Genomic DNA, 23,901 nt, shown 5'->3' with positions numbered 1-23,901 from the left:
CCGCCCGCCCGGCCGGCCGGGCCCGCGGCACCTCGGCCGCTGCTCCGGCCCGCGCCGCTCCGGCCCGCGGCACCCCGGCCCGGCCTGCGGGGGCCCGTCGGGCCGCGTCCGGGCGGAGCCGGAACTCGCCGGTCTCCGGGTCGAGCACCCACTGGTCGGCCGGATCGGCGTCCGGCTGCCCCGAGTCGTCCGAGCGGTGTCCGCTGTTCATCCGGGCCACCCTAGACGAGCCCGGTCGGCGAACCGCCCGGCTCCGAGCCGCCGTCACCCGGCGGAGCGGCGGGAAACGACAACGGCGCGCCCCACCCGGCCGGTTGACCGGGCGAAGCGCGCCGCACAGGGCCGGAACGCTCAGCCGAGACGCAGTGTCACTCGTTCGGATTCGATCCGCTGCTGCCACTGACGATCCGTCAACTCGCCGGAGTTCCGGCACAGCACGACCGACGCCCCGGCCGCCAGCGGCGCCAGCAGGCCCGCCTCCAGCCCCGCCCAGTCGTCGAACGACAGCGTCGACAGAACGCGGCTCCCGCTGTCCAGACCCAGCCGGGCCGCACCCTCCCGGGCCAGCGCCACCGCCTGCTCGCCCGTCAACGTCAGCGCCAGCCCGTCCACCGCGGTCTCCAGCGCCACCGCCTGCGGATCCACCGGCGAGTACGGGGCGAACCGGTCGCCCTGCCCGGGCACCTCCGCCGCGTAGTCCAGGAACCCGTCCGGCCGCTGCGGGAACCGGCCGCCCAGCGGACGCAGCGCCAGCGCCACCCGCTCCCCGGGGCACTCCTGCGCCGCGGCCAGGCCGTCCGGACCCGACACCACCAGATCCGCGTCCTTCGGCTCACCGGCCGGCACCGCGACCACACCCACCGACCAGCACGCCAGCAGCCACACCGCACTCTGCCAGTGCGCCGGCAGCAGCAGCGCCGCCCGGTCGTCCGGCGAGGCGTTCAGCTCGTCCTGCAACAGGTTGGCCGTCTTCGCCACCCAGTTGTCGAAAGTCTTCGCCGACAACTCCACCCGTTCCCCGGTCGAGTCGTCGTAGAAGGTCACCAGAGGGCGGGACGGATCGGCACCGGCCCCGGCGCGCAGGTAGGCCTGCAGCAGCTCGGCGGGGGTGCGGGCGTCGGCAGCGAAAGGCGCAGTCATGGTGCGCCCCAGCCTACGTCCTGTGCCCGGCCCGACGGGAGGGTGCCCGCCCGTCCACCCGCTCCGCCGCGTTACCCTCGCAGACGCGCCCGCCACCCGCACACCCCCGAGGAACCCCGATGCCAGAGCTGACCCGACAGTGGCGGCCCGGCTACTCCCTCGACCTCGGCCGGACCCTCTACCCGCTGCAACGCGGCACCGGCGACCCCGCCTTCCGCCGCGACCCCGACGGCACCGTCTGGCGCGCCTCCCGCACCCCCGACGGCCCCGGCACCCTGCGCATCCGGCCCGACCGCGACGAGCTGGCCGCCACCGCGTGGGGCCCCGGCGCGGACTGGCTGCTCCGGCAGCTCCCCGCCCTGCTCGGCGCCGAGGACGACCCGGCCGGACTCGTCCTCCCGCCGGGGCCGCTCCGCGACGCCCAACGCGCCTGCCCCGGGCTCCGGTTGACCCGCACCGGCCTGGTCCTGGAATCCCTCGTCCCCGCCATCCTGGAGCAGAAGGTCACCACCGGCGAGGCCTACCGCGCCTGGCGCACCCTGCTCCGCGACCACGGCACCCCCGCCCCCGGCCCCGCCGCCGACCTCGGCATGCGGGTCGCGCCCTCCGCCCGCGACTGGTCCCTCGTCCCCAGCTGGGCCTGGCACCGCGCGGGCGTCGACCCCAAGCGCTCCGCCACCGTCCAACGCGCCGTCCGCCTCGCCGCGAAGCTCGAAGCCGCCTCCGCCATGCCCTCCGCGGACGCCTTCGCCCGCCTCACCGCCGTCCCCGGCATCGGCGTCTGGACCGCCGCGGAAACCCTGCAGCGCAGCAACGGCGACCCCGACGCCGTCTCGGTCGGCGACTTCCACCTCCCCAACATCGTCGGCTGGGCCCTCGCCGGCCGCCCCCGCAGCGACGACGCCCAGATGCTCACCCTCCTGGAGCCCTACCGGCCCCACCGCCACCGCCTCTGCCGCATCCTCCCCCTCACGGGCGCCCGCCCACCCAAGTACGGCCCGCGCCTGACCCCGAACGACCACCGGGCGCGGTAATCAGGGGCTCGGGGAACGGCGAGGCCATGTCTGCCGGCGATCAACAGGGCGCAAGGCGTTCCGCCGTTTCGGGTTCCTGTTTTTGAGGCCTGCCGCAGCCATGGCCAACGGCTGTCTCCGGCCGCCGGCCACAGGACCTCGCCGTTCCCCGAGCCCCGGAGGGGCGGGCCGGCGGGTGCGGAACCAGGGGCCCGGGGAACGGCGGGGCCGGGTCTGCGGAGGGTCAACGGGGCGCTTCGCGTTCCGCCGTTTCTGGTCCCCGTCCTCGACCCCGCCCCGCTGTTCCCGTGTTCTCTCTACCTGACCGTCAAAAAATCGTCCGCCGTCCGCGCCTGGCGCTCCTTCGGCGCTTCCGCCGGGCGGCCGACCGCGATCGCTCCCATCGGGTCCCAGTTCGCGGGGAGGTCCAGGACGTCGCGGACGGTCTCGCGGCAGAACATCGTCGAGGACACCCACGCGGAGCCGTACCCCTCGCCGGTGAGGGTGACCAGCAGGTTCTGGACGGCGGCCCCGATCGCGACCGTGAACATCTCCCGCTCCGCGCCGGCCCGCCGCTCGTCGGGGTAGTCGTGCGACCCGTCCATCACCAGGCAGGGGATCACCAAGTACGGCGCGCCGCGCAGCACTTCGCCGCGAGCGGTGCGCTGTGCGATGCGCTCCTCGGACCAGCCGTCGAGCTCCCGCAGGTCGCGCTGCCAGGCGCCGAGCATCGCGTCCAGGAGCCGGGTCCGGCTCTCCGCGGTTTCGAGCAGCACGAACCGCCACGGAGTGGTGTGGTGCGGGGCCGGGGCGGTCACCGCCGCGGCGACGGCGCGGCGGATCGCTCCGCCGTCCACCGGTTCGTCGGTGAAACTGCGAACCGTCCGCCGCAGCGTGACGGCCTCCCGGATCGCCTCCGAGGTGCCCAGTCGGAACATGTCCTCGGCCGCGGGGCGGATCATCGTCGCGGCCCCGTCCCCGTCCTGCGCGGTGACCAGGTGGGGCAGCCCGCGGACGACGGCGACGGGTGTGCCGGTGGCCTTGCCCTTCACCAGGTCGGCGGCGGCCGCGAGTTCGTCGGCGGTGGCGGTGACGGTCAGGTGCAGCTGGTTGCCGTGGCTGTCGGTCCGGCCGCGGTGGTCCTCCAGGGCCGGCAGTCCGGCGGCGCCGATGGCCACGTCGGTGAGCCCGTTGCGCCAGGGTCGCCCGAAGGTGTCGGTGACCAGGACGGCCAGCCGACGGCCGGTCAGGTCCTGGAGCCGGGCGCGAAGGCGGCGCGCGGACGCGTCCGGGTCGACGGGCAGCAGCAGGACGGTGCCGGGGGCGGTGTTGGACGCGTCGACGCCCGCGGCGGCCATCACCAGGCCGTTGCGGTTCTCGACGATCCGGGCCCGGCCGCGCCGGGCGACCACCCGGACGGTCTCGGCGTCGATCGCGGCTTCGCGGTCCTCGGCGTGCACCAGCCGGCCCTCGGCCTTGGAGACCACCTTGGAGGTGACCACCAGGATGTCGCCGTCCTCGAACTCGCCGGCCTTGGCGATCAGTTCGGCGAGGTCGTCGCCCGCGGCGATCTCCGGCAGCCCGGTGACGGGGAGCAACCGCAGCCCGTCGGCGGTCACTTGGCGACCTCGGCGGCCAACTCCAGCGCGGCGCGGGCCATCTCGGCGGTGGCGTCGAGGTCGGTCATCAGCAGCGGCACGGCCCGGCAGGCGATCCCGGCGGCCTCCACCGCGGCGACGGCGGCGGCGTCCGAGGTGTCGACCAGCCAGCCGTCCAGCAGCCCGCCGGAGGCGCGCGAGCCGTAGTGCTCGGCGACGGCGGCGGCGGAGGTCTCCACGCCGACGGCGGCGAGCACCTTGTCGGCCATGCCGCGCACGGGCGCACCGCCGACGATGGGGGACAGGCCCACCACGGGGGCGCTCGCGCCGGCCACCGCCTCCCGGATGCCGGGGACGGCGAGGATGCTGCCGATCGACACCACCGGGTTCGACGGCGGCAGCAGGACGAGGTCGGCCCCGGCGATGGCCTCCAGCACGCCGGGCGCGGGCTTCGCGGCGTCCGCGCCGACCGGGATGATCGCCTCGGCGTCGACCGCGGCGTGCAGCCGCACCCAGTACTCCTGGAAGTGCACCACCCGCGGCCCGTCCGCGTCGGTGATCCGGACGTGCGTCTCCACCCGGTCGTCGCTCATCGGCAGCAGCCGCACGCCCGGCTTCCAGCGGGTGCACAGCGCCTCGGTGACGGCGGACAGCGGGTAGCCGGCGTCGATCATCTGGGTGCGGACGAGGTGGGTGGCGAAGTCCCGGTCGCCGAGCCCGAACCACTCGGGGCCGACGCCGTAGGCCTTCATCTCCTCCTTGATCGACCAGGTCTCGTCGCGGCGGCCCCAGCCCTGCTCCTCGTGGATGCCGTCGCCGAGGGTGTACATCACGGTGTCCAGGTCGGGGCAGACCTTGAGCCCGTACAGGTGGATGTCGTCGCCGGTGTTCCCGATCACGGTGATCTCGTCGGAGGGCGAGACCGCCGCCCGCAGTCCGCGCAGGAACCTGGCCCCGCCGATTCCACCCGCCAGTGCAGTGATTCGCATGGCTTCATCCTGCCAGCGCGTCAGTGCACCCGGTGACGGTCCCGCCGCGTCGCGGCCGGGTACTGGTTCATCTCGACCAGGCCGGGCGTGTACAGGTGGACGGAGACGGCGGGCTCCAGCGCGGCGTTGACCATCTCGTGCAGGTGGCCGGTGGCGAACACCCGTACGCCGCCGGGGCCCAGGGCGCGCGAGCCCTCGCCGTCGGTCGTCAACGCGCGTTCGGTGAGCTCGCCCTGAAGGACCGTCATCACACCGGCCGAGGGGCCGTGGTCGTGGAAGCCGCTGGACTGGCCGGGCAGCCAGCTGAGCAGCCACACCTCGTAGCCGGGGCCGGTCTCCAGCCGGGCGTACCAGCGGGTCAGCGCGTCGTAGCGGACCAGCGGCTCCCAGCGGGCGCGGTCGGCGGCGATCTCCCGCACCAGCCGGGCGTAGCCGGCGACGGTGGTGGGGTGGCCGGGCAGGTCGGTGCGGGCCAGGTGCGGGAAGGCCGTCGGGTCGCCCGCGATGGACACGTCGCTCAGGCCGTCCGTCCAGCGCGGAGCCGCGGCGGGCCGGGGGAGGGGCAGGTGCTTGCGGTCGCGGTTGCGCTTGCGGAGGCGGGGCATTCGCACGGGGGTGACGTCCTCGGGTTCGGCTGCGGGCAAGGATCAGCCGGATCCGCGAGAGCGTTCAGGGGGGACTGTCGCGCGGTCGGCCTCTGTTCCGGGGGCGGCGCGCGGTGGGACGCGGGCGCCTAGATACAGCGGAGACAGCGGCAACAACACGAGGAGTTCGCGGCAGCGCCGAGGAGCGCCTGGCGGCGCCGGTCGGAGAAGAGGGCCGGGAACTCGGACATGCGGGCAAGCAGACCGCAACCGACCCTCCAGTGTCAAGGAGCCAGGTCGGACATTCGGGTCACATCGCCCTGGAACCACCGGATGGGGTGATAAACGCCCATTCAGGTTTGGATGGGAAGATCATGGGGAAGAGACGCCGTGAGATCGCCCCGGATCGGCGCGGCCGGGTGTGATCGGACGGACTGACGGCAGGTCAGGAACCTGGTGGGATGTCCAGGTTGTCCGGATATGTACACTATTCGTAGTGGCTTGGTTCCGGGGAGTGAATCCTTGGCCCAATACCAGAGCTCGGCTTGACTGGGCCAGAGTGACGCAACTGTAATTTCTCTCGTGTCGTTCCGCCGCACCGGCAACGGCAACACCACGGGGACGCCAAGAGGGGCAGAGGAGGCGCGCCAGAATGAGCGAGCTCTTTGAGCTGTTGATCGGTGAGGGCATCGAGGAAGACGAAGAGGAACTCGGCTGGCAGGAGCGCGCGTTGTGCGCCCAGACCGACCCCGAGTCGTTCTTCCCCGAGAAGGGCGGATCCACCCGGGAGGCCAAGAAGGTCTGCCTGGCGTGCGAGGTCCGCGCCGAATGCCTGGAGTACGCCCTCGCCAACGACGAGCGGTTCGGCATCTGGGGCGGGCTCTCCGAGCGCGAACGCCGCCGACTGAAGAAGAGCGCGGTCTGACCTCCCCCGCAGACCTCACCCGTGCCGGCGCCCCACCGACAGGTGGGGCGCTTTCGCATGTCCGCAACAGCCGGGCCGGCAGCGCAGATACCCGTTGCACCGTCTCTTCACACCACCCGGGACAACCGGGCCACCCGGAGCCGTTAGTGTGGTGCGTCATCTGCCGTCAAACCCGAACCGGTGGTCCGCGCACCTGATGACCGTCTACAGCCACCAGAGCGGCTTCTCCGCTGCCAGGCCACCTGCCTATCCGCGCCATCTGGTCACCGCGGTGATCGTCTCGCACGACGGCGCCCGCTGGCTGCCCCAGGCACTCGCCGGGCTGCTCGGCCAGGACCGGCAGGTCCAGCGCATCCTCGCCGTCGACACCGGCTCCACCGACAACTCCCCGCAGCTGCTCGCCGACACCCTCGGCGACTGGCTCCCCGACAGCGGCCCGCAGATCCTCGGCCGCCGGGTCGGCTTCGGCCGCGCCGTCGGCGAAGCCGTCTTCAACAGCCCGCCGCTGCGCCCCGAGGACCTCAGCTACAGCCTCGACCCGTCCGGGTACGACCCGGTCACCGGCGGCTGGGACGACTTCGGCGACCCGCTCGCCCACGAGGACGACCTCGGCCGCGGCGGACCGCGCGAGACCCGGCCGGTCGAGTGGCTCTGGCTGCTGCACGACGACTGCGAACCGCAGACCGACGCCCTGCGCCGACTGCTCCAGGTCGCCGACTCCACCCCGACCGCCGCCGTGGTCGGCCCCAAGCTCCGCTCCTGGTACGACCGCAGGCAGCTGCTCGAAGTCGGCGTCAGCATCGCCCGCTCCGGCCGCCGTTGGACCGGACTCGACCGCCGCGAGCAGGACCAGGGTCAGCACGACCAGGTCCGCCCGGTGCTCGCCGTCTCCACCGCCGGCATGCTGGTCCGCCGCGACGTGTTCGAGGAACTCGGCGGATTCGACAAGGCGTTGCCGCTGATGCGCGACGACACCGACTTCTGCTGGCGGGTCAACGCGGCCGGCCACCGGGTGGTGGTCGCCCCCGACGCGGTGCTCCGGCACGCCGAGGCCGCCAGCCGCGAACGCCGCGCCATCGACTGCGGCCCCGCCCACCCGCACCGGGTCGACAAGGCCGGCGCCGTCTACACCCTGCTCGCCAACTCCAAGGGCGCGCTGTTCCCGTACGTCCTGCTCCGGCTGATCCTCGGCACCATCACGCGGGTGATCGCCAGCCTGGTCGGCAAGGACCCCCGGCAGGCCTACGACGAGATCGCCGGCCTCGGCCACGAACTGCTGCGCCTGCCACGGCTGATGGCCGCCCGGGCGCGCCGCCGCAAGACCCGCTCGGTCGACTCGCTGGACGACCGGACGCTGTTCCCCGCGCCCGGCGCCACCGTCCGGCTGGCCGTCGAGAACGTGGTCGGCTCGCTCGGCATCGGCGGCGGCGACGACGCCGGCGCGGGCCGGCACGGCTCCGTCGAGTCCGGCCCCGGCGAGGACGACACCGACGACCTGGTGGTCGAACAGTTCGCGCTGCTCAAGAAGTTGGTGCGCCGGCCCGCCCCGGTGCTGTTCGCCGCGCTGCTGCTGTTCGCGCTGGTCGCCTGCCGCAACCTGATCGGCTCCGGCTTCCTGCAGGGCGGCGCGCTGCTGCCCGCGGGCGACGGCGCGGCCGGGCTGTGGAACATGTTCGCCGACCCCTGGCACCCCGTCGGCACCGGCTCCACCGCCACCGCCCCGCCCTACCTCGGCGTGCTGGCCGTCCTCTCCTGGCTGCTGTTCGGCCACGCCGACCTGGCGCTCACCCTGATCGTGGTGCTGTCCGTGCCGCTCGCCGCGGTCAGCGCCTACCTGGTCTCCCGGCCGCTGATCGCCTCCAAGCTGGTCCGCGCCTGGGCCAGCGCCACCTACGCGCTGCTGCCCGCCGCCACCGGCGCGCTCGCCCAGGGCCGGATCGGCACCGCGGTGCTCGCCGTGCTGCTGCCCCCGCTGGCCCGCGCCGCCGCGATCACCGCCGGTCTCGGCATCCGCAAGGAGACCGCCGCCAAGGGCGCCCGCCCCGGCTGGCGCTCCGCCTGGATGACCGTGCTGATGCTCACCGTCATCACCGCGTTCGTCCCGCTCGTCTGGGCCATAGCGGTGCCGCTGTGCCTGGCCGCACTGGTCCACGCGGTGGTCCGCGGCGGCGCGTTCGGCTCCGGCGTGCAGGCGGTGCGGCTGCTCGGCCTGCGGGTCGCGGTGATCCTCGGCGTGCCCGTGCTGGTGCTCGCGCCCTGGTCGATCGAGGTCCTCACGCACCCGTCCCGGCTGCTGCTGGAGGCCGGCGTCCCCGGCTTCAGCGGCCCCGCCGCGGACCCGCTCGGCCTGGTGCTGGTCAACCCCGGCGGCGCCGGCGTCCCGCCGGTGTGGCTGTCGGCCGGCGTGGTGCTGTCCGCGCTCGCCGCCCTGCTGCGCGCCGACCGCCGCCGCGCGGTGCTCGCCGCCTGGGGCGCGGCCGCCGCCGGACTGGTCTTCTCGGTCGTGGTGGCCGGCACCACCGTCACCCCCGCCTCCGGCGGGTCCGACACCGCCGCCTGGGCCGGCCCGGCCACCCTGCTGGCCGGCGTCGCGCTGCTGGCCGCCGCCGCGATCGGCGCCGACGGCGCCAACGCCCGGGTCTCCGGCATCGCGTTCGGCTGGCGGCAGCCGGTCGCCGCGCTGGTGCTGGCCGCCGCCGTGCTCGCCCCGGTCGGCACCGCCGCCTGGTGGGCGATCGTCGGCGCCGACGGCCCGCTGCGGCGCGACACCGCCGCGCAGGTCCCGGCGTTCATCGCGGAGGCCGGCGACACCACCGACCGCTCCCGCACCCTGATGGTCACCGGCGACGCCGACGGCGCCGCCATCCGCTACGCGCTGGTCCGCGGCGCCGGCCTGACCACCGGTCAGGCCGAGGGCACCGTGGACGCGGCCGCCGATCAGCAGCTCGGCCAGGTCACCGCCAAGCTGCTGGCCGGTTCCGGCGGCGACCTGGCCCGCACGCTGGCCGGGTACGGCGTCAGCTACATCCAGGTCAAGGACCCGGTGGTCGGCAAGGTCCGGGACGTCCTCGACACCACGCCGGGCGTGATCCGGCTCAGCCTCGACCACGGCATCGGCCTCTGGCAGGTCTCCGCCGTCCCCGGCAGCCGGGCCCAGATCGTCAGCCCCGGCACCGTCCCGGTGGTCGTCCCGTCCGGCGCCCACGACATCTGGACCACCATCCCGGCCGGCCCGGCCGACCGGCAGCTGCGGCTCGCCGAACAGGCCGATTCCGGCTGGCAGGCCACCCTGGACGGCAAGCCGCTCAAGGCCGTCACCCTGGACGGCTGGGCGCAGGGCTTCCAGCTGCCCGCCGAGGGCGGCCGACTGGACGTCACCCGCACCGGCGGCCTGCTGCACACCGGCTGGGCCTGGGCGCAGCTCGCGCTCGGCGTGGTCGTGCTGGTGCTCGCGCTGCCCGGCCGGCGCAACCACAACGACGACGACCTGCCGGAGGAGGTGGTCGCCGCCCAGGCGCTGGCCGCCGCCGCGCAGGCCCAGGCCCCCGCGCCCGGCAGCCGCCGGGCCCGCCGGCTCGCCGAACGCGGCGAGGGCGGCGACGGCGACGACCCGCAGGCCGAGCCGGGCGTCTACACCGCCGGCGTCCCGGCCCAGCAGGCCGGCGAACCCGAGCCCGCCCCGGCCTACCGGGCCGAGCCCGAGCCGTTCGCCGACCCGTACCAGGCGGATCCGTACCAGGCCGACCCCTACCAGGCGGACCCGTACCAGCAGCAGGGCTACCAGTCCGACGGCTACGGCTACGACTACACCCAGCAGCAGCCGGTCGGCGCGCCCCAGCAGCCCGAGACGTACGACCAGTACGGGCAGCAGCCCGGCTACGGCTACGACACCCCGCCCGCCCAGGGCTGGACCGACCCCTACGCCGCCGGTTACCCGCAGCAGCAGGACGGGCAGCAGCAGGCCTGGCTGCCCGAGCAGCAGCAGCCCACCACCTACTACGACCCCAACGACCCCTACGGCGGCGGCCACCACCCGCAGCAGCCCGGGACGGGGAGCTGACCCGCGATGAAGAAGCCCACCCTGAAAGCCCCCAAGCTGAAGGCCCCGAAGCTGAAGGCGCCCGACCTGAGCGCGGTGAAGGGCGGCAGCCGCACCGGCCAGTCGCTGCTCGCCGGGGTCGCCGTGCTCGGCCTGGTGTTCGGCATCGCCGAGCTGCGCGCGCCCGCCGCCCCGGCGGCGGGCGAGGCCGGCAAGCGCACCACCACGCAGGTGGAGCGCACCGCGCTGGTCTGCCCGCCGCCGCTGCAGGGCGCGGTCGGCTCGACCGCCCTGACGCTGTTCAGCCCCGAGGGCGGCGCCGGCAGCGCGGGCACCGGCCTGCTCGGCGAGGTCACGCCCGACAACGTGCTGGCCGCGCAGAGCCCGGTCCGGCCCGCCGCGAGCGCCTCCGGCCAGCCGTCCGACGCGCCGTCGGGCGGCCCCGCCAAGCCCGCCGGGCCGGTGCTCGACGCCCGCGTCACGCTGGCCAAGCCCGGCGTCCCGGTCAGCGGTCCGGCCGCCAACAACGACAGCGCCCCCGGCACCTTCGCGATCGCCACCGGCAACCTCGCCCCCGGCTTCACCGCCACCCAGACCACCACCTCCGAGCAGGGCGCCGCGGCGCTGTCCGGCATCCGCTGCGCGCCGTCCGGCACCAGTTTCTGGTTCGCCGGCGCCAGCACCGCCGCCGACCGGTACGACTACGTCACCCTGGTCAACGCCGACAGCCTGCCCGCCGTGGTCGACCTGCGGATGTACGGCGACAAGGGCCTGATCGAGAACGACCTGGCCACCGGCCTCGCGGTCGCCCCCGGCACCTCGCAGCAGGTCCTGCTCAGCGGGCTCACCAAGGGCCAGGTCGGCGACCTCGCCGTCCACGTGGTCGCCCGCAGCGGCCGGGTCGGCGTCGGCGTGCACGCCCGCGACGGCGCCAAGGGCGCCGACTGGCTGGAGCCGTCGGCGGACCCGGCCGCCTCCGTCACCATCCCCGGCATCCCCGCGGACGTCACCACCGCCCACCTGGTGGTCGCCACCGACTCCCCGGACGACGCCGACCTGAAGGTCCAGCTGTCCGGCAAGAACGGCTGGTTCACGCCCGCCAACAAGGAGACCATCCACGTCAAGGCCGGTATGACCGCCACCCTGGACTTCCAGTTCGCGGCGGAGTCCCGTGAGGGCGCCAGCGCGATCCGGCTCACCCCGTCCGACCCCGCCCACGCCACGCCCGTCGTCGCCGGACTGCGGGTCGACCGGGAGAACAAGGGCAAGACCGAGGCCGCCTGGCTGGCCGGCGGCGCGCCCGTCGGCACCCGGGCCTCGATCGCGGACAACCGGGCCGGGCAGACCGCCCTGCTGCTGACCGCCACCGACGCGGACGCGAAGGTCCGGGTCACCTCCTCGGCCGGCGCGAGCGGCGGCGCCCCGGCGAGCAAGGAGGTGGCCGTTCCGGCGGGCACCACCGTCACCGTGGACGGCATCGACCCGGCCGGCGTGAACGGGCCCTACGCGATCACCGTGGAGACCCTCAGCGGCGGCCCGGTGTTCGCGGCCCGTCAGCTGTCCGTCGGCGTCCGGGACATTCCCACCTTCACCACCCAGCAGCTGCGCGACGACCACGCCACCGTCCAGGTGCCGCAGGTCGCCGGCGACGCCGGCGTGGTGCTCAAGTAGCGCGGCACGCACCGGCCGGGGCCCCGCGGCCCCGGTCGGGAAGGCCCCGGCCGGGAGCGCCTACTCCTCGCCGTACCGCGGGTCGATCGCGTCCGGCGACAGCCCCAGCAGCTCCGCGACCTGCTCGATCAGGATCTCGTGGACCAGCGCGGCCCGGTCCTCCTTCGACTTGGCGCGGATCTCCACCGGCCGCCGGTAGACCAGGATCCGGCTGCGCCGCCCCTTCGCGCCCGGGATCACCCGGCCGAGCGGCACCCCGTCCGGCTCCGGCTCGCCCTTGACCGGCAGCGGGACCTCCAGGACGGCGAACTCCACGTCCTCCAGCTGCGGCCAGCGGCGCACCAGCCGTTCCATCGACTCCCGGACGTAGTCGTCGAAGAGCTCGGACCGGGTCAGCGAAATGGGCACCTGCGGCGGGGCCAGCGGCCCGCGCAGGCCGCGGCCGTGCCGGTCGCGGTGCCTGCGGCGGCCGGGACCGGGCGGTGACGAGGGTGTCGAGCTCTCCATAGCAGTGTCGAGCGTAGTCCCTGGATGCCCGGAAGTGGACCACCCGAGCACGGCGCGTGACGGCTCCGGGACACGCGAGCCGGGGGCGGGTCTTCGCGGCCCGGTCCCACTTGCGGTACCGTCCACCCTCGTGAGCTCTGTACGTCGTTGTTCGCGGACCGCGTGCGGCCGTCCGGCCGTGGCGACGCTGACGTACGTCTACGCGGACTCCACCGCAGTGCTCGGCCCGCTGGCGACGTACGCCGAACCGCACTGTTACGACCTGTGCGCCGAGCACGCCGAGCGCCTCACCGCCCCGCGCGGCTGGGAGGTGGTCCGGCTGGCCGCCGAGGCCGGGCCGCTGCGCCGCAGCAGCGACGACCTGGAGGCGCTGGCCAACGCGGTGCGCGAGGCCGCCCGTCCGCAGGAGCGGACGACGCGTCAGGGCACCCCGCCGGACGGCGAGTCGGGCCGCCGCGGCCACCTGCGGGTGCTGCGCTCCCCGGACAGCTGAACCGGCCGACACCTCCGCGTTCCCCGGGCCGGGTACGCTGCCCCTCTGCGGCTCGGACGACGCGTCCGGCAGGCGCGCAGCACATCGCAGCACACACACGGGAGCATTCTGGTGCGGGACCTCAAGCAGCTTGTGAAGGCGTACGACGTCCGGGGCGTCGTGCCGGACCAGTGGGACGAGTCGCTGGCGTACGCCTTCGGTGCGGCGTTCGTCGAGGTGGTCGGCGGCAGCGCGATCGTCGTCGGTCACGACATGCGCCCGTCCTCGCCCTCGCTGTCCCGCGCGTTCGCCGAGGGCGCCGCCTCCCGCGGCGCCGACGTGGTCGAGATCGGCCTGTGCTCGACCGACCAGCTGTACTTCGCCAGCGGCAGCCTGGACCTGCCCGGTGCGATGTTCACCGCCTCGCACAACCCCGCCCAGTACAACGGCATCAAGCTGTGCCGGGCCGGCGCCGCCCCGGTCGGCCAGGACACCGGCCTGTCCGACATCCGCGAGCTGGTCGAGTCGTGGCTCGACGAGGACGGCAAGGTGCACGTCCCCGCCTCCGACGCCGCCGTCGGCACGCTGTCCGCCAAGGAGACCCTGGACGGCTACGCGGCGCACCTGCGCAAGCTGGTCGACCTGACCGCGATCCGCCCGCTGAAGGTCGCCGTCGACGCCGGCAACGGCATGGGCGGCCACACCGTGCCCACCGTGTTCGACGGCCTGCCGCTGGACGTCGTCCCGATGTACTTCGAGCTCGACGGCACCTTCCCCAACCACGAGGCCAACCCGCTGGACCCGGCCAACCTGGTCGACCTGCAGGCCAAGGTCCGCGAGGTCGGCGCCGACCTCGGCCTGGCCTTCGACGGCGACGCCGACCGCTGCTTCGTGATCGACGAGAACGGCGACCCGGTCTCCCCGTCCGCGATCACCGCCCTGGTCGCCGAGCGCGAGATCGCCCGCGCCCAGGCCGCCGGCGAGGCCAACCCGACGATCATCCACAACCTGATCACCTCCTGGACCGTCCCCGAGGTCGTCCGTGACCTCGGCGGCGTCCCGGTCCGCACCCGGGTCGGCCACTCCTTCATCAAGCAGGAGATGGCCGTCACCGACGCGGTGTTCGGCGGCGAGCACTCCGCGCACTACTACTTCCGCGACTTCTGGCGCGCCGACACCGGCATGCTGGCCGCCCTGCACGTGCTGGCCGCCCTCGGCGGGCAGCAGGCGCCGCTGTCCGCGCTGACCGAGCAGTACAACCGGTACGCCGCCTCCGGCGAGATCAACTCCACCGTCGCCGACCAGGCCGCCGCCACCGAGAAGGTCCGGGCCGCCTACGCCGGCCTGGAGGGCGTCACCGTCGACGAGCTGGACGGCCTCACCGTGGCCGGCCCGGACTGGTGGTTCAACCTGCGCGCCTCCAACACCGAGCCGTTGCTGCGCCTGAACGCCGAGGCCAAGGACCCGGCGAAGATGGCGGAGCTGCGGGACGGCGTGCTGGCCATCGTGCGGGCCTGACCGCCGGGTCAGCCTGCCGCTGACTTTTCGAGTGCCCCGGCCGGTAGGGTTGCCACCGGCCGGGGTACTGCTGTGTCACCGGCCATCCGTACCGCGACAGCCCACAGACCGGAGCCCGACCACCATGAGCCTGCCGTCCTTCCTGCTGGAGATCCTGGTCTGCCCGGAGTGCCGTGCACCGCTCGCCGAGGAGACCGAGGGCGAGACCCACGAGCTGCGCTGCACCGGTGAGGCCTGCGGCCTGGTGTACCCGGTGCGCGACGGCATCCCGGTCCTGCTGGTGGACGAGGCCCGCCGCCCGTCCTGACCCTGCCCCGCCAGTCGCTGGAGGCCAGCCGCCATGTTCGACGACTCCCTGCTGGACGACCCGGCCGCCCTGCAGCGCGCCGACCGCCGACGTGAACTGCTGGCCCTGGCCGGGGCGGGCGCCCGGATCCGGGTCGCGCTGCGCCGGGCCGACGCGGCCGGCGTCAACGCGCTGAACCCGGAGGGGCGCCCGCGCGCGGTGCTGGTCGCCGGGCACGGCGGAGTGCTGACGGCGGCCGCGGTGCTGGCCGCGCTGGCGGTGCCCAACTGCCAGGTGTGGCCGCTGCCGCCGTCCGACGCGCGCCCCGCCGGGCCCGCCTTCACCGACGGCGAGTCCTGGCAACTGCCCGGCTGGGCAGGCCCGTTGGACCTGGTGGTGCTGTCCAGCGCGGGCGGCCGCGAAGGCGGGATGATCAACCTCGCCGAGCAGGCCTACACCCGCGGCTGCGCGATCGCGGTGATCGCCCCCGACGGCTCGGAGCTGGCCGAGGCCGCCCTCCAGGTGCGCGGCCTGCCGCTGCCGTTCGAGCCGAGCGCGGTGGAGCCCGACGGCGCCGACGCCGAACCCGACCTGCCCGCCGAGGACCCGGCCGCGCTGTGGGCGGTGCTCGCCCCGCTGCTCACCCTGGCCGACCGGATCGGCGTGGCCCCGCTCGCCCCCGGCTCGCTGGAGGCCGCCGCCGACCGGCTGGACGAGGTGGCGGTGCGCTGTCGCCCCGACGCCCAGGCGTACGACAACCCGGCCAAGACGCTGGCGGGCCGACTCGCCGAGACCGTCCCGCTGCTGTGGTCCGACGGGGCCGCGGCCGCGGCCGTGGGGGAGCGGTTCGCCGCCGCCCTCGCCGACCGGGCCGGCCTGCCCGCGCTGACCGCCCGCCTCCCGCAGGCGCTGACCGCGCACCGCGGCATGTTCAACGGCCGGCTCGGCGCCGGTGCCGACCCCGACGACTTCTTCCGCGACCGGGTCGACGAGCCGGTGCCGCTGCAGCTCCAGGTGCTGATGCTCCGTCACACCCCGGGCGTCGCCGAACTGGAGGAGCCGGCCTGGCCGGTGGCCCGGGCCCGCCGCCTGGCGGCCGCCCACGAGGTGCGGATCACCGAGCACGCCTCCAGCCTGGAGGACCCGCTGCAGGCGCTCGCCGAACTGATCGGCCTGACCGACTTCGCCGCCGTCTACCTGGGCCTGGCCACCCGGAACTGACACGGTATCGTCCCCTCGTCAACCAAGGCCCGGCAAAGTCCGGGCCCGCTGCGGAGGGAAGTACCGGGTTGAGTACCGAAGGCGGCACCAAGGCTCTGGTGGCGGCACTGTCCGCGAACCTCGGCATCGCGGTCAGCAAGTTCGTGGCGTTCGCGTTCTCCGGCTCGTCGTCGATGCTCGCCGAAGGCGTGCACTCGCTGGCGGACTCCGGCAACCAGGTGCTGCTGCTGGTCGGCGGCAAGCGCTCCAAGCGGGCCGCCACCGAGGAGCACCCGTTCGGGTACGGCCGCGAGCGGTACGTGTACGGGTTCCTGGTCTCCATCGTGCTGTTCAGCCTCGGCGGCATGTTCGCGATCTACGAGGGCTACGAGAAGATCACCCACCCGCACGAGCTGGAGAACTGGTACTGGCCGGTCGGCGTGCTGGTGTTCGCCATCCTGCTGGAGGGCTGGTCCTTCCTCACCGCGTTCCGCGAGGCGTCCAAGGCCAAGGGCAAGCACGGCTGGGCGTCCTACATCCGCCGCGCCAAGGCCCCCGAGCTGCCCGTGGTGCTGCTGGAGGACAGCGGCGCGCTGGTCGGCCTGCTGCTGGCGCTGCTCGGCGTCAGCCTGACCGTCGCCACCGGCGACGCGGTGTGGGACGGCATCGGCACCCTGTGCATCGGCCTGCTGCTGGTGGTCATCGCGCTGGTGCTGGCGCTGGAGACCAAGTCGCTGCTGATCGGCGAGTCCGCCGACGCCGAGGTGGTGACGAAGATCCGCGAGGCGCTGGTCGACCACGACACCGTCACCGGCGTGATCCACATGCGCACCCTGCACGTCGGCCCCGAGGAACTGCTGGTCGCCGCGAAGATCGGCGTCAACGCGGAGGACAGTGCCGCCGTGGTCGCCGAGGCGATCGACCGGGCCGAGGTCCGGGTCCGCAAGGCCGTGCCGATCGCCCGCGCCATCTACCTGGAGCCCGACATCTGGTCCGAGGAGAAGGCGCTCGCCGGCCCCGACGCCGATGCCACGCCGGGCGGTCCCGGCCCGAACGCCCACTGACCCGCGCCCGATCGGTGTAGATTCGTCGGCAGTGCCAAACGTCGCTGCTGATGGCGGTCGATCGGAGCCCGCTCCGGTCGAGGGAGAGAGGTCCTCCGACGGATTGTGCCGCAGCAGAGGGTCGCCATCGTGCCCCTCTGCCGCTCAGCACACCCGTAACCAGGCCCATGCAGCGAGGAGTTCGCATGTCCACCCAGCCCGCCGGCGACTACAAGGTCGCCGACCTCTCCCTGGCCCCGTTCGGCCGCAAGGAGATCCAGCTCGCCGAGCACGAGATGCCCGGCCTGATGGCGATCCGCGCCGAGTACGCCGAGTCCCAGCCGCTGGCCGGCGCCCGGATCACCGGCTCGCTGCACATGACCGTGCAGACCGCCGTGCTGATCGAGACCCTCACCGCCCTGGGCGCCGAGGTCCGCTGGTGCTCCTGCAACATCTTCTCCACCCAGGACCACGCCGCCGCCGCCATCGCGGTCGGCCCGAACGGCACCCCCGAGGACCCGCAGGGCGTCCCGGTCTTCGCCTGGAAGGGCGAGACCCTGGAGGAGTACTGGTGGTGCACCGAGCAGGCGCTCACCTGGCCGAACGGCCAGACCCCCAACATGATCCTGGACGACGGCGGTGACGCCACCCTGCTGATCCACAAGGGCGTCGAGTTCGAGAAGGCCGGCGCCGCGCCGTCGCCCGACACCGCGGACAACGACGAGTTCCGGATCATCCTGGAGCTGCTCAACCGCACCCTGGTCGAGACCCCGCAGAAGTGGACCGAGGTCGCCGCCACCATCAAGGGCGTCACCGAGGAGACCACCACCGGCGTCCACCGCCTGTACGAGATGCACCGCGACGGCAAGCTGCTGTTCCCGGCCATCAACGTCAACGACTCGGTCACCAAGTCGAAGTTCGACAACAAGTACGGCTGCCGCCACTCGCTGATCGACGGCATCAACCGCGCCACCGACGTCCTCATCGGCGGCAAGGTCGCGGTCGTCTGCGGCTACGGCGACGTCGGCAAGGGCTGCGCCGAGTCGCTGCGCGGCCAGGGCGCGCGCGTCATCGTCACCGAGATCGACCCGATCTGCGCCCTGCAGGCCGCGATGGACGGCTACCAGGTCACCACGCTGGACGAGATCGTCGAGCTCGGCGACATCTTCGTCACCACGACCGGCAACAAGGACATCATCATGGCCTCCCACATGGCCCGGATGAAGCACCAGGCCATCGTCGGCAACATCGGCCACTTCGACAATGAGATCGACATGGCCGGCCTCGCCAAGCTCCCCGGCGTGGTGAAGACCGAGATCAAGCCGCAGGTCCACGAGTGGCGCAAGGAGGACGGCAAGACCATCATCGTCCTCTCCGAGGGCCGCCTGCTGAACCTCGGCAACGCGACCGGCCACCCGTCCTTCGTGATGTCCAACTCCTTCGCGAACCAGACCATCGCGCAGATCGAGCTGTTCGCCAAGACCGAGCAGTACCCGGTCGGCGTCTACGTCCTGCCGAAGCACCTGGACGAGAAGGTCGCCCGCCTCCACCTCGACGCCCTCGGCGTCAAGCTCACCACCCTCACCCAGGAGCAGGCCGACTACATCGGCGTCCCGGTCGAGGGCCCGTACAAGGCGGAGCAGTACCGCTACTGACGCAGCGTCAACCACCGGTGCCCGGCACCCCCGTTCGCAGGGGGCGCCGGGCACCGGCGCGTTCCGGCCTACGGGACGAGGACCGGGCGCCAGGTCGACTCGTCCGGGCCGTGCGGATTCAGCCGGTCGAACCAGGCCTTCACGTCGCTCTCCGACACCTTCGGCGACGGGCCGTCCGGCCAGAACGGCGCGGCACACCACCACATGCCCTCACCGGACGCGCACTGCCGGGCCGGCGAGGGGTCCGCCGGAAGGCTGCCCGACTCCGCCGAAATCACCACCGTCGCGTTGTCGCGCACCGACACCTGCACACTCAACTGCCACCCGCCCGCACCACGGACCGTCCGGCGGAAGTCCGCCGCGATCACGCTCGACAGCGGCGTCGACGCGTCCAGCGAGACCGGAACCGGCAGCACGTACCGGCCCACCTGCACCCCGGCCGCGATGCGCGACAGGATGTCCTTGTCGAGCGCCCGGCTCCCCATGCCCGACACGGACAGCCAGCGCCCGTCCTGATCCCGGAACCGGAGCTCCATCAGGGTCACGCCCTTCACCGAAACCCAGAACGCCTCCCGGCCGTTGACCGCCGGCGCGGGCGTCCGCGTGATCTCCGCCTCGCCCGGCTCGGGCTGCCAGCCCGGGGGACGGGGCGGATCCGTCCGCGGATCCTCGTTCGACGAGCCCAGCATCCACTGCCGGTCGCTCGCGGCGGTGGCCAGCTGCTGGTCACTGGAATGGGGACCCCAGCTGGTGTCGACCGTGGCCACATCGTCGGGCAGCCACCCGAATCGGACGTGCCCCGCCAACGGCGACGGGTCGGTGCGCGCCGGACCACCGGTCGGAACCGCCGGCTGCACCGGAGCGGGGCGGCCGCCGCTCTGGAGCAGGCCCACCGTCAGCGAACCCAGCAGCACCGCCGCCACCCCGGCCGTCGCCGCCGCCCGGCGCCGCCGCACCTTCCGGCCCCGGCGAAGTGCCGACACCGAATCCACCGCCGACACCGGGGCCGAGCGCTCCTCCGACATCACCAACTCCTCCAGTTGCGACGACAGTTCCGCTTCCCAGTCCCGGCTCATGCCGCCGACCTCCCCTGCTGCCGCAGCGCCGTCGAGCGCCGCAGCGCTTCCAACGCCCGCGAACTCTGGCTCTTCACATTGCCGTTGGAACACCCCATCGCCGCCGCCGTCTGTTCGACCGTCAGATCGCAGTAGTAGCGAAGTACGACGGTCGCCCGTTGCCGCGGCGGCAGGGCCGCCAGCGCCTTCTGCAGGTCCAGTGACACCGCCAGGTCCGCAGCCTCCGGCACCGCCCGCTCCGGCGGCTGCGCGGCCGGCCTGGACCGCCGCCACCACGCCGTGCGCTGCTCCGCCAGGAACACGTTCACCAGCACCGTCCGGGCGTACCCGTCCGGGTTGTCCGCCCGGCTCGCCCGCCCCCAGTGCAGATACAGCTTGGTGACCGCCTCCTGCACCAGGTCGTCCGCACGATGCCAGTCCGCGCACAGCAAGTACGCGACCCTCCGCAACCAGACCGCCCTGGAGGCCACGAACGCGGTGAACTCCTCGTCCCGCGTCAGCTCAGCCATCTCCGGCGCCCCTCCTCCCCCTGAACCCGCGGCACGAACGCGCCGCCGACCCCCTGATGCGGCCGGGCGCGGAGAAGGTTGCACGGCGGATCCCGCGGGATTCCCGCCCATGCCGAACGGACGGGAACCGGGCGGCGGACGCCGACGGCAGCACGTCCGCGCTCCAGCCGCCCCGCCCACCCCGCCCGATGGATTACGTAGGCTTTCCCCCATGCCGAACGGCCGCTACTCCCTCCACGACCCGCACGACGGAACACCGCTCGGCGAGGAGCGCTTCCAGTGCGCCCCCGGCCCCGCCGGCTGGCGCTACGTCGCCAAGAGCTACCGGCCCGACGGCACCGTCCTCGGCACCACCGACCTCACCCTCGACGCCCGGCACCGCCCGATCCGCGTCGAACTCCGCAGCGGCGGCTGGCAGGTGCGCGGCGGCGCACTCGACGGCGTGCACTGGGTCCGGGCCGCCACCGACCCCGCCACGGACACCGACGCCACCGAGGGGGCGGACCGGGCACACGCCTTCACCGGCGACTCGCCCGCGTTCCTGATCGCCACCGCCCGGCTGCTCGACCTCGACCCCGGCGCCAGTACCCGGATCCGCCTGGTCTCCTTCACCGGCCAGGCCCTCGCCCCCCGCACCCTCGACCAGAGCTGGCAGCTGCTCACCGTCGAGGACCACCCCACCGACACCGGCCCGCTCCCCGTCGAGCACTACCGCGTCACCGACCTCGAAACCGGCGAGGTCCGCGACGTCCACCTCACCGGGGACGTGCTGCTCGCCGCCCCCGGCATCGACCTCGAAGAACTCGAGAGCCCGCCCAACCCCCGCCGCTGACACCCCTGTTCGGCTGCCTCGCCCCCTACTCGCTCACGTCGCTCACGCGGGAGGCGCGAACCCCCCGCCCGCCGGCGGCTGCGACGGCATCGCGGGAGCACCGGGGGCCGGCTGGACGACCGGCTCGGGCTGCATCACCGGAGCCGGCTGGACGATCGGAGCCGGCTGGACGACCGGAGCCGGGGGAGCGGCCGGGGCCGGCGGCGCGACTGCGGCGGGCTGCGGCTGCGGTGCCTGCTCCGGCTGCGGGACGCCGAGCACACGCACCGGCTTCCCGTTCGGCTGCTGCGGCGGAGCGGTCGGCGCCGGGCCCCCGTACGTCGGGGCACCGTATGCGGGCGCACCGTACGTCGAGGCCGCCCGCTCCCACTCGCGGCGCTGGCGCTCCATCGTCACCGCGCCCAGGTACACCATCGACGGCAGGCCGTGCGGCACCGGCCAGCCGATCCGGGCGGCCAGGTCCACGGCCAGCCGGTCCGCCAGACCCGCCGCCACCGGCTGGTCCAACTCATTCATCCGGCCCAGCAGTTGGCGCATCGAGAGCCATAGTCCGTCCGGCACGGCGGACAGGTCCAGCGCCACCAGGTCGGCCCCCAGCATGTGCATCACGTGCGGCGGCACCGGCGGCACCGCGCCGTGGCTGCGGGCGCTCTGCGGCAGCCGTTCCCGGATCACCAGCGTCCCCGCGAAGATGTCGCCCAGCCGGCGGCCCTGCTCCGAGAACAGCGACACCACCACGGCAGGCATCGCCATCAGACCGAAGTCGATCACCCCCACCAGACCGCGCACCAGGGCGTGCCGGAACCGGATCGGCCCGCCGTCCGTCCGCACCACCCGCAGCCCCAGCGCCATCTTCCCCAGCGACCGGCCGTGCGACAGCGTCTCCACCATCACCGGCAGCAGCACCGTGAAGAACACCATCAGCGCGATGACGAACGCGTCCCCCGCCGCCCCCTCGACCGACGACAGTCCGAGGACCACCGCGAGCGAGACGAAGAAGTACGCCGCCATGTACACCACCGCGTCCAGCAGCCGGGCCAGGGCCCGCGACGGCAACCTCGCCGTCCGCAGCCCCAGGACGACCGCCTCACCGGTCACCAGCTCGCTCACGCCACCCACCCGTTCCGCTCCCGGGCCCGCCGGACGACCCACGTCGCGCAGCCCGACCCCTCGATCAACAGCGGCAAACATACGGCCGAGCACCCCCACCCGGTAACCCCGGGCACCGCAACCGAGATCCCCCGACACACCGCGCGCAGCCTCTGGCATGCTGAGCCCCGCACCGCCCCGGCCGCACACCAACCAGTGCCCGCCGTCCTGCCCCGCCGCGCACCCGGAGAGAGCCGCAATGGACCTGGACGTCTTCGTCGCCGCCCACCAGGCGGAATGGCACCGGCTGGAGACCCTCAGCGGCCGCCGCCGGCTCACCGGCGCCGAGTCCGACGAGCTGATCACCCTCTACCAGCGCGCGACCAGCCACCTCGCCCAGGTCCAGGCCTCCGCCCCGCACGCCGGACTCGAAGGACGCCTGACCGCACTGGTCGTCCGCGGCCGCAACGCCGTCGCCGGCGCCCGCAGCTCGTCCTGGCGCGACGCCGTCCGCTACTTCACCGTCAGCTTCCCCGCCGCGCTGTACCGCTCCCGCCGCTGGTGGCTGACCATCGGCCTGCTCTTCTTCGTCCTCAGCGCCCTGGTCGCGTGGTGGATCGGCACCAACCCGGACGTCCGCAATGCCATCGTGCCGCCCGACCACCTGAACGACCTCACCAAGCCCGGCGGCGAGTACGAGGCCTACTACTCCGACCACCCCTCGGCGAACTTCGCGGCCAAGGTGTGGACCAACAATGCCTGGGTCGCCGCCTACTGCCTGATCTGCGCGGTCGTGCTCGGCATTCCGGTCGTGTTCATCCTGCTCAGCAACATGCTGAACCTCGGCGTCGGCCTCGGACTGATGGCCTCCGCCGGCCGCCTCCCCCTCTTCCTCGGCCTGCTCATTCCGCACGGCCTGCTCGAACTCACCGCCGTCTTCGTCGCCGGCGGCCTCAGCCTCCGCCTCGGCTGGACCGTCATCGACCCCGGCCCCCGCACCCGCAGCGTCGCCCTCGCCGAGGAAGGCCGCGCCGTCATCGGCTCCGTCATCGGCCTCACCGCCGTCCTCCTGGTCACCGGCATCATCGAAGGCTTTGTCAGCGGCTCCGCCCTCCCCACCTGGCTCCGGGTCGGCATGGGCCTCACCGTCGAAGCCCTCTTCCTCCTCTACGCCCTCGTCCTCGGCAAGCACGCCGCCGCCCGCGGCGAGCTCGGCGACGTCGAGGCCGCCGACCGCACCGACCACCAGCCGATGGCCGCGTGAGGACGGCGTGCCTGGTCACGGGTGCCGTTTCAAACCTGGTAACCTGGTGATCACCCCGAGGGACCATTGACTTGATCTCTTCGGGCCAGTAGGTTTGAACGGTTGGGCGGTTGGACATACAGTCCGCCCGAGCGTAGAATCTACGAAGTCGCTGGGACAAGGTGAGCATCCGAAAGGGTGCGGAACCGAATTCCAGCGAAAACCCCGAAGCAGAGCAACGCAGAACCTTTGATAAGGTCTGTAGCGAAGTCGAAGGAATTCCCACTCCAGCGGGAAGCGAAAATCGGAGCGAAAAACCTCTGATAAGCTGGAAACACGAAAGAACGAAGCGCCCGGAGGGTCGGTCGGAAGGCCGCCTGAAGGAAGTGTCCGTTCCTTGAGAACTCAACAGCGTGCCAAAAGTCAACGCCAGATATGTTGACATCCCCGGCCGGTCCTCTGGATCGGTTGGAGATTCCTTTATGAAGTATCACTAGCGAGGACGCAGTGCG

20 protein-coding genes and 1 pseudogene are annotated in these 23,901 nt (G+C 73.5%); 12 read left to right on the top strand and 9 right to left on the bottom strand.

Going from position 1 to position 23,901, the window contains the following annotated elements; genetic code table 11:
* Both CG736_RS35595 and CG736_RS35590 read right to left on the bottom strand, forming a co-directional pair.
* Window positions 1-211, bottom strand: a pseudogene (locus CG736_RS35595) (hypothetical protein); the annotation flags it as partial.
* Between the two features lie 140 nt (window positions 212-351).
* The gene (locus CG736_RS35590; protein WP_100590236.1) at window positions 352-1,140 is read right to left on the bottom strand and encodes a TIGR03089 family protein; all 789 of its coding nucleotides are present in this window, start codon (window positions 1,138-1,140) and stop codon (window positions 352-354) included.
* 119 nt (window positions 1,141-1,259) lie between these two features.
* On the opposite strand from CG736_RS35590, the gene CG736_RS35585 reads away from it, so the two are divergent.
* The gene (locus CG736_RS35585; protein ID WP_100590235.1) at window positions 1,260-2,174 is read left to right on the top strand and encodes a DNA-3-methyladenine glycosylase; all 915 of its coding nucleotides are present in this window, start codon (window positions 1,260-1,262) and stop codon (window positions 2,172-2,174) included.
* Between the two features lie 296 nt (window positions 2,175-2,470).
* Here CG736_RS35585 and CG736_RS35580 read toward each other — a convergent pair whose 3' ends face one another.
* The 3 genes from CG736_RS35580 to CG736_RS35570 are packed head-to-tail and all read right to left on the bottom strand — an operon-like array spanning window position 2,471 to window position 5,345.
* Complete coding sequence (locus CG736_RS35580) at window positions 2,471-3,772, bottom strand: coenzyme F420-0:L-glutamate ligase (protein WP_100590234.1); 1,302 nt, start codon at window positions 3,770-3,772, stop codon at window positions 2,471-2,473.
* The gene (gene cofD / locus CG736_RS35575; RefSeq protein WP_100590233.1) at window positions 3,769-4,740 is read right to left on the bottom strand and encodes a 2-phospho-L-lactate transferase; all 972 of its coding nucleotides are present in this window, start codon (window positions 4,738-4,740) and stop codon (window positions 3,769-3,771) included. The genes CG736_RS35580 and cofD overlap by 4 nt, the downstream gene beginning before the upstream one ends.
* A gap of 20 nt (window positions 4,741-4,760) precedes the next feature.
* The gene (locus CG736_RS35570) at window positions 4,761-5,345 is read right to left on the bottom strand and encodes a cysteine dioxygenase family protein (protein ID WP_100590232.1); all 585 of its coding nucleotides are present in this window, start codon (window positions 5,343-5,345) and stop codon (window positions 4,761-4,763) included.
* Window positions 5,346-5,976: 631 nt separating this feature from the next.
* On the opposite strand from CG736_RS35570, the gene CG736_RS35560 reads away from it, so the two are divergent.
* From CG736_RS35560 to CG736_RS35550, 3 genes are all read left to right on the top strand, one after another.
* A complete protein-coding gene (locus CG736_RS35560; protein ID WP_014136066.1) occupies window positions 5,977-6,249 on the top strand; it encodes a WhiB family transcriptional regulator in 273 nt (90 codons plus the stop codon).
* A gap of 196 nt (window positions 6,250-6,445) precedes the next feature.
* A complete protein-coding gene (locus CG736_RS38755) occupies window positions 6,446-10,309 on the top strand; it encodes a glycosyltransferase (protein ID WP_100590230.1) in 3,864 nt (1,287 codons plus the stop codon).
* Window positions 10,310-10,315: 6 nt separating this feature from the next.
* A complete protein-coding gene (locus CG736_RS35550) occupies window positions 10,316-11,959 on the top strand; it encodes a DUF5719 family protein (RefSeq protein WP_100590229.1) in 1,644 nt (547 codons plus the stop codon).
* A gap of 60 nt (window positions 11,960-12,019) precedes the next feature.
* On the opposite strand, the gene CG736_RS35545 is transcribed toward CG736_RS35550, so the two are convergent.
* On the bottom strand, window positions 12,020-12,466 hold the full coding sequence (locus CG736_RS35545) for a metallopeptidase family protein (protein ID WP_043914243.1): 447 nt from the start codon (window positions 12,464-12,466) through the stop codon (window positions 12,020-12,022).
* A 34-nt stretch (window positions 12,467-12,500) separates the two neighbouring features.
* Between CG736_RS35545 and CG736_RS35540 the strand changes: the two genes are divergently transcribed.
* The 6 genes from CG736_RS35540 to ahcY all read left to right on the top strand — a co-directional run bounded on the left by CG736_RS35540 (window position 12,501) and on the right by ahcY (window position 18,640).
* Window positions 12,501-12,959, top strand: coding sequence for a DUF3499 domain-containing protein (locus CG736_RS35540; protein ID WP_083462510.1), 459 nt, complete (start codon window positions 12,501-12,503; stop codon window positions 12,957-12,959).
* A 108-nt stretch (window positions 12,960-13,067) separates the two neighbouring features.
* Entirely contained in the window at window positions 13,068-14,456 is a 1,389-nt protein-coding gene (locus CG736_RS35535; protein ID WP_100590228.1) for a phosphomannomutase/phosphoglucomutase, read from the top strand.
* Window positions 14,457-14,580: 124 nt separating this feature from the next.
* The gene (locus CG736_RS35530) at window positions 14,581-14,763 is read left to right on the top strand and encodes a Trm112 family protein (protein WP_100590227.1); all 183 of its coding nucleotides are present in this window, start codon (window positions 14,581-14,583) and stop codon (window positions 14,761-14,763) included.
* A 33-nt stretch (window positions 14,764-14,796) separates the two neighbouring features.
* Window positions 14,797-15,963, top strand: a complete 1,167-nt coding sequence (locus CG736_RS35525) for an SIS domain-containing protein (protein WP_100590226.1) — start codon at window positions 14,797-14,799, stop codon at window positions 15,961-15,963.
* A gap of 68 nt (window positions 15,964-16,031) precedes the next feature.
* Window positions 16,032-17,006 (top strand): cation diffusion facilitator family transporter, encoded by a 975-nt coding sequence (locus CG736_RS35520; protein WP_100590225.1) that lies wholly within the window; start codon window positions 16,032-16,034, stop codon window positions 17,004-17,006.
* A 185-nt stretch (window positions 17,007-17,191) separates the two neighbouring features.
* A complete protein-coding gene (gene ahcY, locus CG736_RS35515) occupies window positions 17,192-18,640 on the top strand; it encodes an adenosylhomocysteinase (protein WP_043914237.1) in 1,449 nt (482 codons plus the stop codon).
* Window positions 18,641-18,708: 68 nt separating this feature from the next.
* Here the strand turns inward: ahcY and CG736_RS35510 are convergent, their stop codons facing one another.
* Together CG736_RS35510 and CG736_RS35505 are read right to left on the bottom strand one after the other, a co-directional pair.
* On the bottom strand, window positions 18,709-19,716 hold the full coding sequence (locus tag CG736_RS35510) for a hypothetical protein (protein WP_100590224.1): 1,008 nt from the start codon (window positions 19,714-19,716) through the stop codon (window positions 18,709-18,711).
* Entirely contained in the window at window positions 19,713-20,225 is a 513-nt protein-coding gene (locus CG736_RS35505; protein ID WP_100590223.1) for a SigE family RNA polymerase sigma factor, read from the bottom strand. Before CG736_RS35505 ends, CG736_RS35510 begins: the two co-directional genes overlap by 4 nt.
* Window positions 20,226-20,436: 211 nt before the next feature.
* Between CG736_RS35505 and CG736_RS35500 the strand changes: the two genes are divergently transcribed.
* Complete coding sequence (locus tag CG736_RS35500) at window positions 20,437-21,057, top strand: hypothetical protein (RefSeq protein ID WP_100590222.1); 621 nt, start codon at window positions 20,437-20,439, stop codon at window positions 21,055-21,057.
* 42 nt (window positions 21,058-21,099) lie between these two features.
* On the opposite strand, the gene CG736_RS35495 is transcribed toward CG736_RS35500, so the two are convergent.
* A complete protein-coding gene (locus tag CG736_RS35495) occupies window positions 21,100-22,167 on the bottom strand; it encodes an RDD family protein (RefSeq protein ID WP_100590221.1) in 1,068 nt (355 codons plus the stop codon).
* A gap of 238 nt (window positions 22,168-22,405) precedes the next feature.
* Here CG736_RS35495 and CG736_RS35490 point away from each other — a divergent pair, with 238 nt between their 5' ends.
* Complete coding sequence (locus CG736_RS35490; protein ID WP_100590220.1) at window positions 22,406-23,410, top strand: stage II sporulation protein M; 1,005 nt, start codon at window positions 22,406-22,408, stop codon at window positions 23,408-23,410.
* Window positions 23,411-23,901 lie beyond the last annotated feature (491 nt).

The sequence above is a fragment of the Kitasatospora sp. CB02891 genome (assembly GCF_002803145.1).
Classification (GTDB): Bacteria; Actinomycetota; Actinomycetes; order Streptomycetales; family Streptomycetaceae; genus Kitasatospora; species Kitasatospora griseola.
This window is presented reverse-complemented; position numbering and strand designations above follow the sequence as displayed.